This window comes from Sphingomonas sp. CFBP 13603, from assembly GCF_014892665.1.
Lineage (GTDB): Bacteria > Pseudomonadota > Alphaproteobacteria > Sphingomonadales > Sphingomonadaceae > Sphingomonas.
Window position 1 is genome coordinate 352,264 of sequence record NZ_JADBIA010000001.1, and the last position, 14,977, is coordinate 367,240.

Here is a 14,977-nt window from a genome sequence, read left to right on the forward strand (position 1 = left end):
GAGAAGTGTGCGCGTGGCGAACTGGCAAGGATCGATGGCGCACGTGACCGAGGCCGAAAAGGCCTGGGCCCGCGTTCGTGCGTCCTTGCGCGAGTCTGCCGGCGTGCGCCTGTTCGAGCAGTGGTTGAAGCCTATCGAGCTGATCCCGGGGGAAGATCGCGACACGATCCGCCTCGCGCTGCCGTCGGCGTTCATGACGAACTGGGTGCGCAATCATTACGCCGACCGGCTCGTGCTCGAATTCAAGCAGATCCTGCCGCACGTCCGCACCGTGCAGATCGAGACCCGAGCGCCGGGCCGCGCGCCGGTGGTGCTCGCGATCGAACCGGCCGCGCCCGTGCCCGCGACGCCCGCACCTGTCGCGAATCCCGTGCCGGCCGAGACCAGGTCGGTTGCGGAGCCTGCGCAGGTTTCGATGAAGTTCGGCGTCGATCCGTCGCTGAAGCCGGCGCCGGCGGTTCCCGTCGCTGCGCCGTTGGCGGTGGGCGTGCCGGCCGAACGGCCGCCGCTCGATCCGCGCTATACGTTTGCGCGATTCGTCGTCGATCCGTCCAACAAGGTGGCGTTCAACGCCGCCAAGGTGCTCGCCGAGCCGGGCCCGGTCCGGTTCAGCCCGTTGTTCCTCCACAGCGGCACGGGGCAGGGCAAGACCCATCTCATGCACGCGATCGGCCACGCGTTCCTCGAGCATAACCCGCACGCGATCGTGCTGTGCATGTCCGCCGAGCGGTTCATGTACGACTTCGTCGCGTCGATGCGCGCGCGCGATACGCATGCGTTCAAGCAGCGGCTGCGCGGGGCCGACCTGCTGCTGATCGACGACCTCCAGTTCATCGCCGGCAAGGACGCGACCCAGGAGGAATTCTTCCACACCGTCAACGAGATTATGGCGGCGGGCAAGCGGCTGGTGATCTCCGCCGATCGCTGCCCGCAGGCGCTCGAAGGCGTCGAGGCGCGGATCGTCAGCCGCATGTCGGTCGGTCTCGTTGCGGATATCAAGGCGCCCGACCTGGTGCTGCGCCGGACGATCCTCGACCGGAAGCTCGTGGACCTGCCCGACATGCGCGTGCCAACCGACGTGCTCGACCTGCTTGCGAGCCGCATCCATGCGAACATCCGCGAGCTCGAAGGCGCGCTGAACCGGGTGGTGGCGTATGCGCAGCTGACCGGTGACACGATCGACCTCGACTTCGCGGTTGCGACATTGGGCGAAGTTCTTCGTGGTGCGCAGAAGCGCGTGACGATCGACGAGATCCAGAAGCTCGTGTCGGCGCATTTCGAACTGAAGCCGCTTGATCTCATTTCCGCGCGGCGCGCCCGGGCTGTCGCGCGGCCAAGGCAGATCGCGATGTATCTGGCGAAGCGGTTGACGACGCGGTCGCTGCCGGAGATTGGGCGGAAGTTCGGTGGCCGCGATCACTCGACGGTGATCCATGCGGTGCGGAAGATCGAGGAACTGCGCGACTCGGACCGGGACATCGACGCTGCGGTGCGCGTGCTGATGCGCGAGCTCGAAGGCTAGGCTAGCCCGTACTTCCTTGTTCTCCCGCGAAGGCGGGAGCCCAGACTGGGCCCCCGCCTTCGCGGGGGAACACGCTGCATGCGGTATGCCAAGATGTAGCCGCATCGGCCGGCACACCAAAAACTCCCCCGTCATCCTGACGAAAGTCAGGATCCAGAGTTACGGACGGTTGCTTATTTGGCTCTGGATCCTGACTTTCGTCAGGATGACGGAATAGGGGTTAAACCTGCAACCCCATCGCATCCTGCGTCTGCTTCAGCACCGGTGCCGCCAGCGCGCGTGCCTTCTCAGCACCCGCCTGCAACACCGCCGTCACCGCGCTGCGGTCATCGAGCAACCGCACCATCTCGTCACGGATCGGCCCGAGCTTCGCCACCGCCAGATCCGCCAGCGCTGGCTTGAACGCGCCGAAGCCCTTGCCGCCGAACTCGCCGAGCACCGTTGGCACGTCGCTATCCGCCAACGCCGCGTAGATCGTCAGCAGGTTGCGCGCCTCGGCCCGGTCGCCCAGTTCGTCGACCGTCGCCGGCAAATTATCCGGATCGGTCTTCGCCTTGCGGAACTTGTCGGCGATCGTGTCGTCGCTGTCGATCAGCTTGACCACCGACTGCTCGGACGGGTTCGACTTCGACATCTTCGCCGACGCATCGCGCAAGCTCATGATCCGCGGCGCCGCCTTGCTGATCAGCGGGGCGGGGAGCGTGAACAGGTCCACCTTGTAATCACCGTTAAATTTGGTGGCGATGTCGCGCGCGAGTTCGAGATGCTGCTTCTGGTCCTCGCCGACCGGCACGTGAGTCGCGTTGTAGAGCAGCACGTCGGCGGCCATCAGTACCGGATAGTCGTACAGCCCGACGCTCGCGCCCTCGCGGTTCTTGCCCGCCTTGTCCTTGAACTGCGTCATGCGGTTGAGCCAACCGACGCGGGCGACGGTGTTGAGCAACCACGCCATCTCACTATGCGCCGGCACGCGCGCCTGGTTGAACAGGATCGATTTCGCCGGGTCGATCCCCGCCGCGATCATCGTCGCGGCGACCTCAATCGTGTGCGACGATAGCTCGGCAGGCGCGATCCATTCGGTCGGCGCGTGGAGATCGGCGATGAAGAACATCGACTCGCCACCCTGTGCGGCGACGTCGTCCTGCAGCGTCACCCACTGCTTCACCGCCCCCAGGTAATTGCCGAGATGGAGATTACCGGTGGGCTTGATGCCGGAGACGACGCGCATGTTGAAACCTATCTGGAACGACGCAGAAGCGTGGATATGTCGCCCAACCGGAACGCCCCGGTGAGCAATGTCGCGATCGCATAGACGACGCCGCCGGTCGCGACCAGCACCAGCATCGCCCCCCAGCGCTCGACGCTGGTGCCCGTCACGAACGGCTGGAACAGGCTATTCAGGAAATACATCACGACGCCCATGATGAGCGCGGCGACCAGCAGCCGCCACGTCCGGCGACGGAGCCGGGCATCGGGCGTGAAGTGCCCGCGGCGGACGAGCGTCCGGTACAGCATCGCGACGTTCACCGTGCTGGCGATCGCGGTGGCGAGCGGCGGTCCCATGTGACCGAGCGGCTTGATGAAGGCAAGGTTGAGGACGAGATTCACGACCATCGACATCGTCGCATAGCGCACCGGCGTGCGCGTGTCGGAGCGCGCGTAATAGCCCGGCGTCAGTACCTTCACGAGGATGTACGACGGCAACCCTATCGAGAACGCGGCCAAGGCCTGCGCGGTCAGCACGCTGTCCTCGAGCGCGAACTTGCCGTGCTGGAACAGTGCACCGACGATTGGCACCCCGCACACGATCAGCGCGACTGTTGCGGGGAGAGTCAGGAACAGCGCGAGTTCCATGCCGCGGTTCTGCGTGGTCATTGCCTCCGCATCCTCGCCGCGGCCGAGCTGGCGTGAGATCGTCGGAAGCAACACCGTGCCGAGCCCGATCCCGATCAGCCCGAGCGGGAGCTGGTTCAGTCTATCCGCAAAATAGATGTACGAGACCGAGCCGGCCGGCAGCAGTGCGGCAGCGAGCGCGGTCGAGACGACGAGGTTGATCTGCACCGCACCAGCGCCGGCCGCGGCGGGCCAAATCAGCGACATGAGCTTCTTCACGTCGGGATTAAGTTGCGGGCGCTTCAGGCGGAGCTTCACGCCCGATGCGCGACACGCCCAGATCAGCCACAGTAGCTGCAACGCGCCCGATACCGTGACCGCGATCGCCTGGTTGCGCGCGGTCAGCAACGGCTGGTGTTCGTGGAACAACAGCAGCGCCGCGATCAGCGTCGCGTTGAGCAGGATCGGCGCGGCCGCGTTGATCCAGAATTTGTGCAGCGAATTCAGGATGCCGCCGAGCAGTGACACCAGACTGATCAGCAGCAGATAGGGCAGGGTGATCCGCGAGAGGTGGACGACATAGTCGAACCGCTCCGCGCTCGCGCCGTTGAATCCGAAGGTCAGCAGCCACGTCATAGGCCACGCCGCGAGTTCGAAGATCGCGGTCATCAGGATCAGCGTCGGCAGAAGCACCGACAGCGCGTCCTCGGCGAACGCGATCCCGTCGGGCAGTCCGCGACCATCCTTGTCGCCAACCTTCCGATTGAACATCGGGATGAACGCGGCGGAGAACGCGCCCTCCGCGAAGAGCGCGCGGAACATATTGGGGAGGCGGAACGCGATCAGGAACGCGTCGGACGCGAACCCGGCGCCGACGAACCGCGCGAACAGCGAGTCGCGCACCAGCCCCAGGACGCGGCTGGCGAGCGTCAGCCCTCCGACCGATCCCAGCGCCTTGGTGAGGTTCATCTAAGCGCGCTCCGCCCCCGGTCGATCAGGCCTGGCCGAAATCGCCGACGTTGGGCTGGATGCCAGCCTGCTCGGACTGCTGGATATAGAGCTGCGAGAAGTCGATCGGCTCGAGCAACAGCGGCGGGAAGCCACCGTCACGCACGGCATCAGACAGCACGCGACGCGCGAACGGGAACAGCAGGCGCGGGGCCTCGCCCAGCAGGAACGGCTGGACATGCTCGGCCGGGATGTTGCGCAGCCCGAACAGGCCCGCGTACGAAAGGTCGACGATAAACGCGACCTGGCCATCGCTCTCGGCGCGGACGTCGATCTTGAGCACGACCTCATGCACTTCGTCGCCGACCTGCGCCGCGCCGATGTTAAACTGAACGTCGATCGCCGGGGGCGTCTGGTTCTGATAGACGGCGGGGGCGTTGGGGTTCTCGAACGACAGGTCCTTGACGTATTGCGAGATCAGCCCGGCAGCGGGGATCGTGTCTTCACCGTTCGCGAGAGCCTGGTCTGGCGTGGTGAAGCCGTTGTCCTGATCATCCATTCGTCGTGTCCTTAGAAGATAAGCGCGGAAATGGGACCGAAGCGGCACGCTTGCGCGTTCATATCGGTCAGGGCGCTGCGAGTAGCAGTGCCGACGGGGCGTTTCAACGGCCCCGGGTTTGAATAAACGCAGCTTTGGCCTATGTTAGCCCGAAGATCGGAGGCACGGTTGTTTTACGTAGTTCTTCTCGCGATGGTTGCAGGCTTCTTGGCGATGCGACTCTACAGCGTGCTCGGCAAGCGAACGGGGCATGAACAGCCCCTGCCGCGTGCAGCCGAGGACCGCCCCGCGATCGCCGCCGTTCCGCGAACGGTCGACGCCACCACGCCCGAGCCGCGCGAGATCGCGAGCCGCAACATCGAGCCGCGCGCCGAAGCCGGCCTGCGTTCGATCGTCGCCGCCGAATCCGGGTTCGACGTCAACCAGTTCCTCGAAGGTGCGCAGGCGGCCTACCGCATGGTCCTGGAGGCGTTCTGGAAGGGCGACGAGGAACAGCTCGGCTATCTTGCGGAAGACGACGTTCGTGCAGCGTTTGCCGAAGCGATCGCGGCGCGGGTTGCGGCTGGTGAGGTTCTGGACAACCGTCTCGTGTCGATCGAGCGCGCGGTCATTTCCGATGCGAGCGTGTCGGGTCGCGATGCACGGATCACCGTCAGGTTCGATGCAGACATTGCCGCGGTGACGCGCGATGGCGACGGCGTCGTGCTGGCCGGGTCATTGACCGACGCCGTCGAGACGCATGACGTCTGGACGTTCGCACGGACGCTGAAAAGCAGCGATCCGAACTGGAAGCTCGCCGACACCGACGAGGCGTGATCGTGCGATCCAAGGGGGCCGGGGCTAGCGCGCTGGCGCTGTCGATTTTGCTGAGCGCGTGCGTCGGCGGTGTCGCGCCACCGCGATCGGGGCCGGCGCCGGTCGACGATAACCGGGGATCCGATCGCGAACCCGCGCGTGAGCCGGTACGCGTTCATCCCTCGCGCGATACCGGCGCATCCCCGAACATCCGCGGCATTCAGATGCCGGCGCGAATCGTCGGTGCGGTGCCGGTCTTGCCGATTCCAGTCATCGCTCCCGTAACGCCGACTAATGCGGCAACCTCAGGCGTCGTTGCCGGCCCGGCGGTTGCCAGCTTGCCGATCGACGACGCTCAGGCGCAGTCCGCGCTGGCGGCCTTCGTGACGAGTTGCCCGTCGCTCGTTCGGCGTAACGACGCGTCGGGTCTCACCCGCGGCGCCGACTGGCAGCCGGCCTGTGCCGCCGCGGTTTCGGTGCCACGCGGCGGGGCACGCAATTTCTTCGCGCAATGGTTCGAGGCGGCGCAGGTCGGCGACGGCAAGGCGTTCGCGACGGGCTATTACGAGCCGGAGATTGCCGGTTCGCTAGAACGGCGCGACGGTTATGCGCCAATCTATGGTCGCCCGAACGACCTGATCGACGTCGATCTCGGTGCGTTCTCGACCGCACTGAAGGGCAAGAAGGTTCGCGGTCGCGTAGATCGCAGCAATCTGGTGCCTTATTACGATCGTACCGCGATCGAGCAGGGTGCGATATCGGGACGGGCGCCGATCCTCGCCTGGGCGCGCGACCCGATCGAGCTGTTCTTCCTCCAGATCCAGGGATCCGGACGGCTGCGACTGCCCGACGGCGAGATCCTGCGCGTTGGCTATGCCACCCAGAACGGGCGTGATTATACCGGCATCGGCGCGCTGATGAAGTCGCGCGGGCTGCTTCAGCCCGGACAGACCTCGATGCAGGGTATCGTCGCGTGGCTCCATGCGCACCCGGCCGAAGGGCAGGCGATCATGCGCGAGAACAAGAGCTTCGTGTTCTTCCGCGAACTCGAGGGCGCGCCGCTGGGGGCACTCGGCCTGCCGGTCACCGGTCAGGTCAGCGCGGCGGCGGACGTCAAGTTCGTGCCGCTCGGCGCGCCCGTGTTCCTGTCGCTCGATCGGCAGGACGCGAGTGGCTTGTGGATCGCGCAGGATACCGGCGGCGCGATCAAGGGCAGCAATCGTTTCGACACGTTCTGGGGCGCCGGCCCTGCGGCAGAGTCGACCGCAGGCGGAATGGCCGGGCGTGGCACCGCGTTCCTGTTGCTGCCGATCGGCACGGTTCAACGTCTGAACGGCCAGCGGGTCAACGGTCAGATAGATGGGGCGCAAGATGGCGGGCCGATCCCTCAACCCTGACCCCCTCACCCCCGAGGAGGCACAACTCTGGGCGCGCGTGATGGCGAGCGTCCGGCCGATGCGGGTGGTCGCGGTTCGTATCCCGGACCGGGCGCCGCCGCTACCGGCCCCGCCCAAGCCGCTGATCGGGCCAAACGGTAAGGTCATACCGCCTCCGCCCGCGCCGATGGGCAAGGTGAAGCCGTTGATCCGCACGGTCGTCACGCCCTTCGCCAGCCGGCCGAGCGCGAAACCGGCGGTGGTGTCGCGGCCGGTCGCCAAGCCGATTACGGCCAACACGCTCGACGGCGGTTGGGACAAGAGGCTGACGCGCGGCGTGGTCAGTCCCGACAGCTCGATCGATCTGCACGGGCATACGCTGGCATCCGCGCATGCGTTGCTCGATGTCGGGCTAGGGCGGGCGATCGCGCGAGGGGACCGTTTGTTGCTGTTGGTGACGGGCAAGCCGCCGCGGCCGGAAAGCGAACGCCCGCACGCGCGGGGCGCGATCCGGTCGGCAGTGGCGGACTGGCTGGCTGGCTCGCGGCATGCCGATTCGATCGCGGCGGTCCGTGGCGCGCATCCGAGGCACGGCGGGCAGGGTGCGCTGTACATCGTCCTCAGGCGCGGACGGGACTAGCAGGTTTTGATTTTTCCTCCTCCTCGGCGGAGGAGGAAAGAAGGCTCAGCCGAGTGCGCGCGCGATCACGTCTTCGTAGATATCCGTCAGCGTCAGCAGGTCAGCCACCGCGACCGCCTCATCGACCTTGTGCATCGTCGCATTGATCAGCCCGAACTCGACCACCGGGCAGAGTTTCGACAGGAAGCGCGCATCGGAGGTTCCCCCGGTCGTCGACAGTTCCGGGGCGACTCCGGTCGCGCCGACGATTGCGGCCGACAATAGCGTCGAGAACGCGCCCGGCTCGGTAAGAAACGCTTCGCCCGATACCTTGCCCGTCACCGCCACGCGCGGCGCATAACGCTCGGCGATCGCGCGGATGCGCTCGATCAGGTCCGTCCCGCGGTGCTGGTCGTTGAACCGGATGCTGAGGCGCGCCGTGGCCCTGGCGGGAATGACGTTGTGCGCGGGATTGCCGACAGCGATGTCGGTGACTTCGATGTTCGACGGCTGGAACCAGTCGGTCCCCTTGTCGAGTACCACGGTCTCGATCTCGGCAAGGATCGCGATCAGCCGCGGGATCGGGTTGTCGGCGAGATGCGGGTAGGCGACGTGCCCCTGCCGCCCTGGCACGTCGATCCAGATGTTGACCGAGCCGCGCCGTCCGATCTTCACCATGTCGCCGAGCCGCGCGGTCGAGGTGGGTTCGCCGACCACGCACAGGTCGGGAACGATCCCACGCGCGGCCATCCGCTCCATCAATGCGACGGTGCCGTAGGTTGCGGGGCCTTCTTCGTCGCCTGTGATGATGAGCGATAGCGTCCCGGCATCGCTGCGGCTTGCGGCCGCAACGAACGCGGCGACCGCGCCCTTCATGTCGACCGCGCCGCGTCCGTAGAGCAATCCGTCGCGGACCTCGCCGGACCAGGGCGAGCCGGTCCAGCCTTCGCCGGGGGGGACGACGTCGACATGGCCGGCAAACGCCAGATGTCGCGGTCCATTGCCGCGCGTGGCAAGCATATTCTCGACCGGGCCGTCCGGCGCCTCGCCGACGACGAACCGATCGACCGCAAAGCCGAGCGGGTCGAGCGCCGACTCCAGAATATCGAACACCGTACCGCGCGCGGGCGTGACGCTATCCGCGCGGAGTAACGCCTGGGTCAGCGCGACCGGATCGATCGGCGCGCTCATGCAGGCGTCGGCACCGGCTGCTCGAATTGTTCGAGGACCCATTCCTCTTCCTGCGCGGCGGCGATCCAGTCCTGCATGAACGGATGTTCGAACATCGCCTGCATATAGCCCGCCGCAAAACGCGCGATCGGCAGCTGGTACGTGACGATCCGCGTGACGAGCGGTGCGAACATGATGTCCGCCGCGCCGAACTGGCCGAACAGGAAATCACCGCCGCCACCAAAGCGTGCGCGCGCCTGGGCCCAGATTTCCATGACCCGCTGCAACTCGACGAGCACGTCGTCGTCGGGCGTGCGCGCCGGGAAGACCTGGCGCACGTTCATGCTGTGCTTGCGCCGCAGCGCGGCGAAGCTCGAATGCATTTCGGCCGCCATCGACCGTGCCATCGCGCGCGCCGCGTTGTCCTCGGGCCAGAAGCGCTCGCGGCCGACCTTGTCGGCGAGATAGTCGACGATCGCGAGGCTGTCCCACACCACTGCGTCGCCGTCCCACAGGATCGGCACTTTGCCCGACGACGGCGCGAACTCGTCACCCGAGCGGCGCTTTTCCCAATCGGCGTCGTACATCGGCACGACGACCTCTTCGAACGGCAGCCCCGACTGCTTGCACGCGAGCCAGCCGCGCAGCGACCAGGAGGAATAGGCCTTGTTGCCGATGATCAGTTTCATGCGCGCGGTGCTAGGCGAGGGGGCGACAAGAGGCAATCGTCCCGCTCGCTGATGGGGCTAGGGAGGAGCGTATCAGAACAGACCGGGGACCTCGCGCTGCGCCGTGCCGGGACGATCGGGCATCAGCAGGTCGCGTCGCGTGTCGGAGGTACGCAACGCGCGCGCGCTGGCGTCGCCCGTGATCGGCGTACAACTGCGCCCGGCGAGGAAGTTCAGCGCCTGTCGCGTCGAGGACTCGAGCGGATCGCCGAGCTGGTAGCCGATATCGTCCGACGCCTGGCACGACGCCTCGACCTTGGTCGCCAGCCCGTCATAGTAATCGCCCTGACGCGCGGCATTCTGCGTCGCCAGCGCGATCACGCGCAGACGATCGTCGCAGGATTCCCTGTCGAGTGCGATCTGACCGACCGGCTTGCCGTATGTGTTGGTGCCGATCAGCCCGGCGTTGGCGTGCAGGTACGGCGTGAACGCGTTGATGACGAGTTCGCTCGCGGATGCCGTCCCGCCCGTACCTATGAATGCAATCCGCGTCGGCGCGATCGATTCGGGCTGGGGTGCAAAGAACCGCGTCGTGTTGTTCGCGGCCTTTTCGGTGCGGAACGTGACGTAGTCGAACACCTCGGACGTCGACCGGGCACCGCCGAGCAGGTCGCCGAGATACTCGGCGGTCTCGATCAGGCCGCCGCCATTGTAGCGCAGATCGACGATGACCTGTGTGACGCCTTTTGCCCGGAAATCGGCAAACGCGGCCTTCAGCGGTGCATTGGCAGTCCGAATGAACGTCCGCAGGTTCAGATAGCCGACGCGGCGTCCGCCATCGTCGATGATCTTGGCGCCATAGCGACTCGAAACCGGCAACAGCGCGAAGTCGGTCTTGGCGACCGTGACGACGCGCGAGCCCGCCGCATCGTTGACGCGAAAGGCCCGCGACGTACCAGCCGTATCGGGGCCAAGCGCCGTGGACAATCCCGCGGTACCCTCTGCGGCGACAATCGCGCTGACGGTTCGCAAGCTGCTGGACGAGGTGCCGATCGCGATGATTTCCGTACCGCGGTCGATCCCGGCGGCGAGGCCGGGCGCACCTTCGAACGCCTCTGCGGCAAACAGCCGCTGGCCGGTCTGATCCAGCGCGAATCGCAGACCGAAGCCCGCGGTCGCACCCGAATTGTTATACGCGTTTTCTTCCTTGATCGACGTCAGATAGGTGAAATACCGATCCTTGCGCTGCGCCCGCGCAGTCGCCGTCAGCGCATCGATATAGTCGTCGACCGTGGTGTAGGCCGCCGGACTCAGTGCCGCGGGAAGCGTGTCCGGGAACAGATACCATTCGCGCAACTGCGCCGCGGCCCAATCCTGGCGCTCGCGAAGCGAGCATCCCGTGCTGGCGGTCGGGGTAGGGGTGACCGTCGTACCACCGCCGGTCGTGCTCGACCCGCTATCGCTACCGCCACACCCCGACAGTAGCGCCACCGCCGCCAGCATCGTCCCGAAACGCATCTGCATCGATCACTCTCCCCGTTCGGGGGAGGCTATGAAATTCGGACAGCGGTGTCAGCCGGAAACAACGGATCGGTCCGATGTCGATGGATTTCGCGGGGGTGCCGGATCGAGCGCGCGATGCTGCCCGATACCGGTTCGTTCAGCTGACCGCTTCGACCACCGCCGCGCGGAGTTCGGGAATGCCCATGCCGTATTCGCTCGACGTGACGAGGATGTCTGGATGTGCAGCCGGCCGCTTGCGCGCTTCCGCAGCGGTGCGTTCGGTGACCTCGACCAGCTCGGACGCCTTGATCTTGTCCGCCTTGGTCAGGACCATGCGATAGCTGACCGCGGCCTTGTCGAGCATCTCGAGGATCTCGCGGTCGACGTCCTTGATGCCGTGGCGCGAGTCGATCAGCACGAGCGCGCGCTTGAGCACGTCACGCCCGCGCAGGAAATCGTTGATCAGGAAGCGCCATTTCTTGACGACGTCCTTGGGCGCCTTGGCGAAGCCGTAGCCCGGCATGTCGACGAGGCGGAACGCAAGCGGGGCGCCGACGTCGAAGAAATTCAACTCCTGCGTGCGGCCCGGCGTGTTGGACGTGCGCGCCATCGAGTTGCGTCCGGTGAGTGCGTTCAACAGCGAGGACTTGCCGACGTTCGAGCGACCGGCGAACGCCACCTCCGGCACCAACGCGTCGGGCAGGAATTCGAGCGTGGGCGCCGACTTCAAGAAGCCGACATGCCCCGCGAACAGCTTTCGCGCGTGCTCGAGCATCTCGGGCGTGAACGGCGCGTCGGTCTGCTTTAGGTCGGGACCTAGATCCGAGCCGGGGTTAGGAACGTCGTTCACTTGGTCACCGGCACTTTCAGGCCCGGATGGCGGGCGTACAACAGCTTCTGCTGGATGATCGTCAGGCAGTTCGACGTGATCCAGTACACCTGGAGTCCGACCGCGAACGGCGCCATCACGAACATCAGCACCCATGGCAGCAGCTTGAAGACCTGCTTCTGCGTGTCGTCCATCGGCGTCGGGTTCAGCTTGAACTGGAAGTACATGCTGATGCCCAGGATGATCGGCACGATACCGATCGCGATCATGTGCGGCGGCGTGAACGGCAGCAGGCCGAACAGGTTGAGCGGCGTCAGCGGATCGGGCGCGGACAGATCCTTGATCCACGCGACGAACGGCTGGTGACGCATCTCGATCGTCAGCATCAGCACCTTGTACAGCGCGTACATGATCGGGATCTGGAGCAGCGTCGGGGCGCAACCGGCGAGCGGGTTGACGCCCTCGGTCTTGTACAGCGCCATCACTTCCTGCTGCATGCGGACCTTGTCGTCCTTATGCTTCTCCTGGATCGCCTTCATCTTCGGCTGGACGGCACGCATCGCGGCCATCGACTTGAACTGGCGCTGCGCGATCGGGAACAACAGGCCGCGGATCGTCACGGTCAGCAGGATGATCGCGACGCCGAAGTTGCCGACCATGCGGAACAGCCAGTCGAGATAATAGAAGATCGGCTTCTCGACGATCCGGAACCAGCCCCAGTCGATCGCGTAGTCGAGCTTCGCCACGCCCTGCTGATCGGTGTAGCGATCGAGCAGGCGTACTTCCTTGGCGCCCGCGAAGAAGCGCGAGACCTGCGTGATCGCCTGGCCGGGTGCGACCTGCTTGGGCTGGAGCGCGTAGTCGGCCTGGTACGCCTTGTTGGCGCCCGCGCGGAACTGGCCGTCGAATGCCTGGCCCTGGTCGGGGACGAGCGCGGTCAGCCAGTATTTGTCGGTGAAGCCGAGCCAGCCGCCGGTCGTCGTGAACTTCTGCGCGGCCTCGTCGATGTCCTTGTAGTTCGGACGGTAGTGCGCTCCGCCATTGTCGACCGACATCGGCCCGACATGGATCGTCATCGACGACGGATCCTTCGAGATGCCGACGCGGTTGACGAGGCCGTAGGTGGCGACGGGGACGGGCGCGGTGCCGGCGTTGAGGACGGTCTGGCGGACCGTGAACATGTAATCCTGGTCGACCGCGATCTGGATACGGAAGCGCTGGCCGGTGGCGTTGGTCGCGTCGAGCGTGACCGGCGTGGTCGGCGTCAGCGTGGTCGCGCCCGAGGGCGTCCAGACGGCGTCGGCGGCGGGCGGGGTCAGGCCCTGCGCGCGCCAGCCGAAGCTTGCGAAATACGCGTCGGGCGCACCGGCTGGCGATAGCAGGCGGATCGGCGGCGAGTTCTTCGCGACGGTCTCGTCATAGCCCTTGAGCACGAGATCGTCGATCCGCGCGCCCTTCAGGTTGATCGAACCCGACACGCGCGGTGTCTCGATGCGGATACGCGGGGTGCTGGCAATCACGGCGTTGCGATCGCCGATCGCGGCGGCGCCGTCCGCGGCAGGATCGGCAGCGGGGTTGGCGACGGCCTTGGTCTTGCCGCCCTCGATCCGCGTGACCGGCGGGTTCGCGGTCGGGAAGAACTTGCCCTGGATCAGCGGCCATCCGAACAGGATCAGCGCCGCGATCACCGCGAACAGCACGAAATTCTGCTTGTCGTCTTTCACAGGGCGGCGTCTTTCAGTTTCTTGTCGATATCTGGGACCGGATCGGGGCCGTACCCGCCCCACGGATGGCAACGAGCGATACGCTTCGCCGCCAACCAGCCCCCCTTGAGCGCGCCATAGCGCCCAACGGCCTCGATTGCATAGGCGGAACACGAAGGATCGTAGCGACAGCTCGACGGCAGGACGAGCGAGGGCCCGAGTTGCCAGCCGCGTGCTAGGAGGATGAGGAGGCGGGCTAGCATGTCAAAACCGACGTTCGCCCACGCTGCAAGATTGTTTCCCCGCGAAGACGGGGACCCAGACTGGGCTCCCGCCTTCGCGGGAGAACAAGGGGCGGGGGGCGATCATCCGTTCTGCACCGCGCCACCCAAACTTAGGTACCACCCCGACGCAGGCCGGGGCCCAGTTGGGGAACGTAGCTAACGAAGGGCGGTCCTGCATCACGACCGCTTTCCCACCTGGACCCCGGCCTTCGCCGGGGTGGTGGTGTTCGCGGGAGCGGCAACCTTACTTACCGGCGTCTCGGCAGCTTGCGGCGTAACCTTGCGAAACGCCTTGCCGAGTTCGGTTCGCAACAAAGCGTAATCCCGCTCGACTCCGCCGGTGCGCCCGATCAGCACATGATCAGCCCCAACAACGCCGCGCTCCGCCAACAGCTCACGCGCCAACGCCCGCAACCGCCGTTTCATGCGGTTCCGGACGACGGCGTTGCCGATCTTCTTGGTGACGGTGAAGCCGATTCGCATCGTTGCGTCACCGTCATCGCGGGGGCGCATGAGCAGGACGAATCCTGGCATCGGTGCGCGCTTCCCCGCATTCGCCGCGAGAAAATCGCGGCGTTTGTCTAGAATGGTTAGGCCGACAGCTTCTTGCGACCGCGTGCGCGGCGTGCGTGGATCACTGCCCGGCCGCCGACCGTCGCCATCCGTGCGCGGAAGCCGTGACGGCGTGCGCGTACCAGGTTGCTCGGCTGAAAGGTCCGCTTCATTGGTCATTCCCTAGGTCATCAAATAGAAAACGGCCGCCACGGGGACGGCCTTGATGGCTGGGCGCTTACGGAAAGGGCGGCGGTAAGTCAATTCGCACCCGTCGTAACGGTCGTGTTTTTGGCAGCCTTGGCGCGCTCATGCCGCCGCATCGCGCTCTGCCGCCGCATCATCCGATCGACGAAATGCCCGGTCCGTGGCCAACGCCGCTTCAGCCGCGCCCATTTGAGCCGCGCCCAGCGCGAATTGCGTAGGACGAGGACCATCCCACCCGCGAACAGGAAGATACCCGCAGGCCCCGGCAGCGGCGCGAGCAAGGGCGCACTCAGGATCAACACTATCCCGAGCACCAACTGGCCGAAGCGGAGAACGGGGGAGCGGACTGCTTTCACGGAAGGCATGTGGGTCCGGTGTATTAGGTTCACAAGACGGCGCGATCGGAGAG

At 65.9% G+C, this 14,977-nt stretch carries 16 protein-coding genes; 4 read left to right on the forward strand and 12 right to left on the reverse strand.

What is annotated here, in order from left to right:
* Nucleotides 1-34: 34 nt before the first annotated feature.
* Entirely contained in the window at nucleotides 35-1,522 is a 1,488-nt protein-coding gene (gene dnaA / locus IFR23_RS01660) for a chromosomal replication initiator protein DnaA (protein ID WP_192974439.1), read from the forward strand.
* Between the two features lie 220 nt (nucleotides 1,523-1,742).
* On the opposite strand, the gene trpS is transcribed toward dnaA, so the two are convergent.
* From trpS to secB, 3 genes are read right to left on the reverse strand one after another with little or no spacing between them, the layout of a single operon-like run.
* Nucleotides 1,743-2,750, reverse strand: coding sequence for a tryptophan--tRNA ligase (gene trpS, locus IFR23_RS01665; protein WP_192974440.1), 1,008 nt, complete (start codon nucleotides 2,748-2,750; stop codon nucleotides 1,743-1,745).
* An 8-nt stretch (nucleotides 2,751-2,758) separates the two neighbouring features.
* Entirely contained in the window at nucleotides 2,759-4,324 is a 1,566-nt protein-coding gene (gene murJ / locus IFR23_RS01670; protein ID WP_107961755.1) for a murein biosynthesis integral membrane protein MurJ, read from the reverse strand.
* A gap of 25 nt (nucleotides 4,325-4,349) precedes the next feature.
* Nucleotides 4,350-4,862 (reverse strand): protein-export chaperone SecB, encoded by a 513-nt coding sequence (gene secB / locus IFR23_RS01675; protein WP_107961756.1) that lies wholly within the window; start codon nucleotides 4,860-4,862, stop codon nucleotides 4,350-4,352.
* A gap of 168 nt (nucleotides 4,863-5,030) precedes the next feature.
* On the opposite strand from secB, the gene IFR23_RS01680 reads away from it, so the two are divergent.
* From IFR23_RS01680 to IFR23_RS01690, 3 genes are all read left to right on the forward strand, one after another.
* The gene (locus IFR23_RS01680; RefSeq protein WP_192974441.1) at nucleotides 5,031-5,678 is read left to right on the forward strand and encodes a Tim44/TimA family putative adaptor protein; all 648 of its coding nucleotides are present in this window, start codon (nucleotides 5,031-5,033) and stop codon (nucleotides 5,676-5,678) included.
* A 203-nt stretch (nucleotides 5,679-5,881) separates the two neighbouring features.
* Nucleotides 5,882-7,054 (forward strand): murein transglycosylase A, encoded by a 1,173-nt coding sequence (mltA, locus tag IFR23_RS01685; RefSeq protein ID WP_192974623.1) that lies wholly within the window; start codon nucleotides 5,882-5,884, stop codon nucleotides 7,052-7,054.
* Nucleotides 7,029-7,673, forward strand: a complete 645-nt coding sequence (locus tag IFR23_RS01690) for a Smr/MutS family protein (RefSeq protein WP_192974442.1) — start codon at nucleotides 7,029-7,031, stop codon at nucleotides 7,671-7,673. Before mltA ends, IFR23_RS01690 begins: the two co-directional genes overlap by 26 nt.
* Before the next feature lie 45 nt (nucleotides 7,674-7,718).
* Here the strand turns inward: IFR23_RS01690 and dapE are convergent, their stop codons facing one another.
* The 9 genes from dapE to IFR23_RS01735 form a co-directional block, all read right to left on the reverse strand.
* The gene (gene dapE, locus IFR23_RS01695; protein WP_192974443.1) at nucleotides 7,719-8,843 is read right to left on the reverse strand and encodes a succinyl-diaminopimelate desuccinylase; all 1,125 of its coding nucleotides are present in this window, start codon (nucleotides 8,841-8,843) and stop codon (nucleotides 7,719-7,721) included.
* Nucleotides 8,840-9,511, reverse strand: coding sequence for a glutathione S-transferase (locus IFR23_RS01700; protein ID WP_192974444.1), 672 nt, complete (start codon nucleotides 9,509-9,511; stop codon nucleotides 8,840-8,842). The genes dapE and IFR23_RS01700 overlap by 4 nt, the downstream gene beginning before the upstream one ends.
* Nucleotides 9,512-9,583: 72 nt before the next feature.
* Complete coding sequence (locus tag IFR23_RS01705; protein WP_244655384.1) at nucleotides 9,584-11,014, reverse strand: S41 family peptidase; 1,431 nt, start codon at nucleotides 11,012-11,014, stop codon at nucleotides 9,584-9,586.
* A gap of 136 nt (nucleotides 11,015-11,150) precedes the next feature.
* Complete coding sequence (gene yihA / locus IFR23_RS01710) at nucleotides 11,151-11,768, reverse strand: ribosome biogenesis GTP-binding protein YihA/YsxC (protein ID WP_192974625.1); 618 nt, start codon at nucleotides 11,766-11,768, stop codon at nucleotides 11,151-11,153.
* 71 nt (nucleotides 11,769-11,839) lie between these two features.
* Nucleotides 11,840-13,546, reverse strand: a complete 1,707-nt coding sequence (yidC, locus tag IFR23_RS01715; protein ID WP_107961761.1) for a membrane protein insertase YidC — start codon at nucleotides 13,544-13,546, stop codon at nucleotides 11,840-11,842.
* Nucleotides 13,543-13,788, reverse strand: coding sequence for a membrane protein insertion efficiency factor YidD (yidD, locus tag IFR23_RS01720; RefSeq protein WP_056062193.1), 246 nt, complete (start codon nucleotides 13,786-13,788; stop codon nucleotides 13,543-13,545). Before yidD ends, yidC begins: the two co-directional genes overlap by 4 nt.
* A gap of 198 nt (nucleotides 13,789-13,986) precedes the next feature.
* Complete coding sequence (rnpA, locus tag IFR23_RS01725) at nucleotides 13,987-14,343, reverse strand: ribonuclease P protein component (protein WP_244655385.1); 357 nt, start codon at nucleotides 14,341-14,343, stop codon at nucleotides 13,987-13,989.
* Between the two features lie 56 nt (nucleotides 14,344-14,399).
* Nucleotides 14,400-14,534, reverse strand: a complete 135-nt coding sequence (rpmH, locus tag IFR23_RS01730; protein ID WP_031393806.1) for a 50S ribosomal protein L34 — start codon at nucleotides 14,532-14,534, stop codon at nucleotides 14,400-14,402.
* An 87-nt stretch (nucleotides 14,535-14,621) separates the two neighbouring features.
* On the reverse strand, nucleotides 14,622-14,924 hold the full coding sequence (locus IFR23_RS01735) for a hypothetical protein (RefSeq protein WP_342344842.1): 303 nt from the start codon (nucleotides 14,922-14,924) through the stop codon (nucleotides 14,622-14,624).
* Nucleotides 14,925-14,977 lie beyond the last annotated feature (53 nt).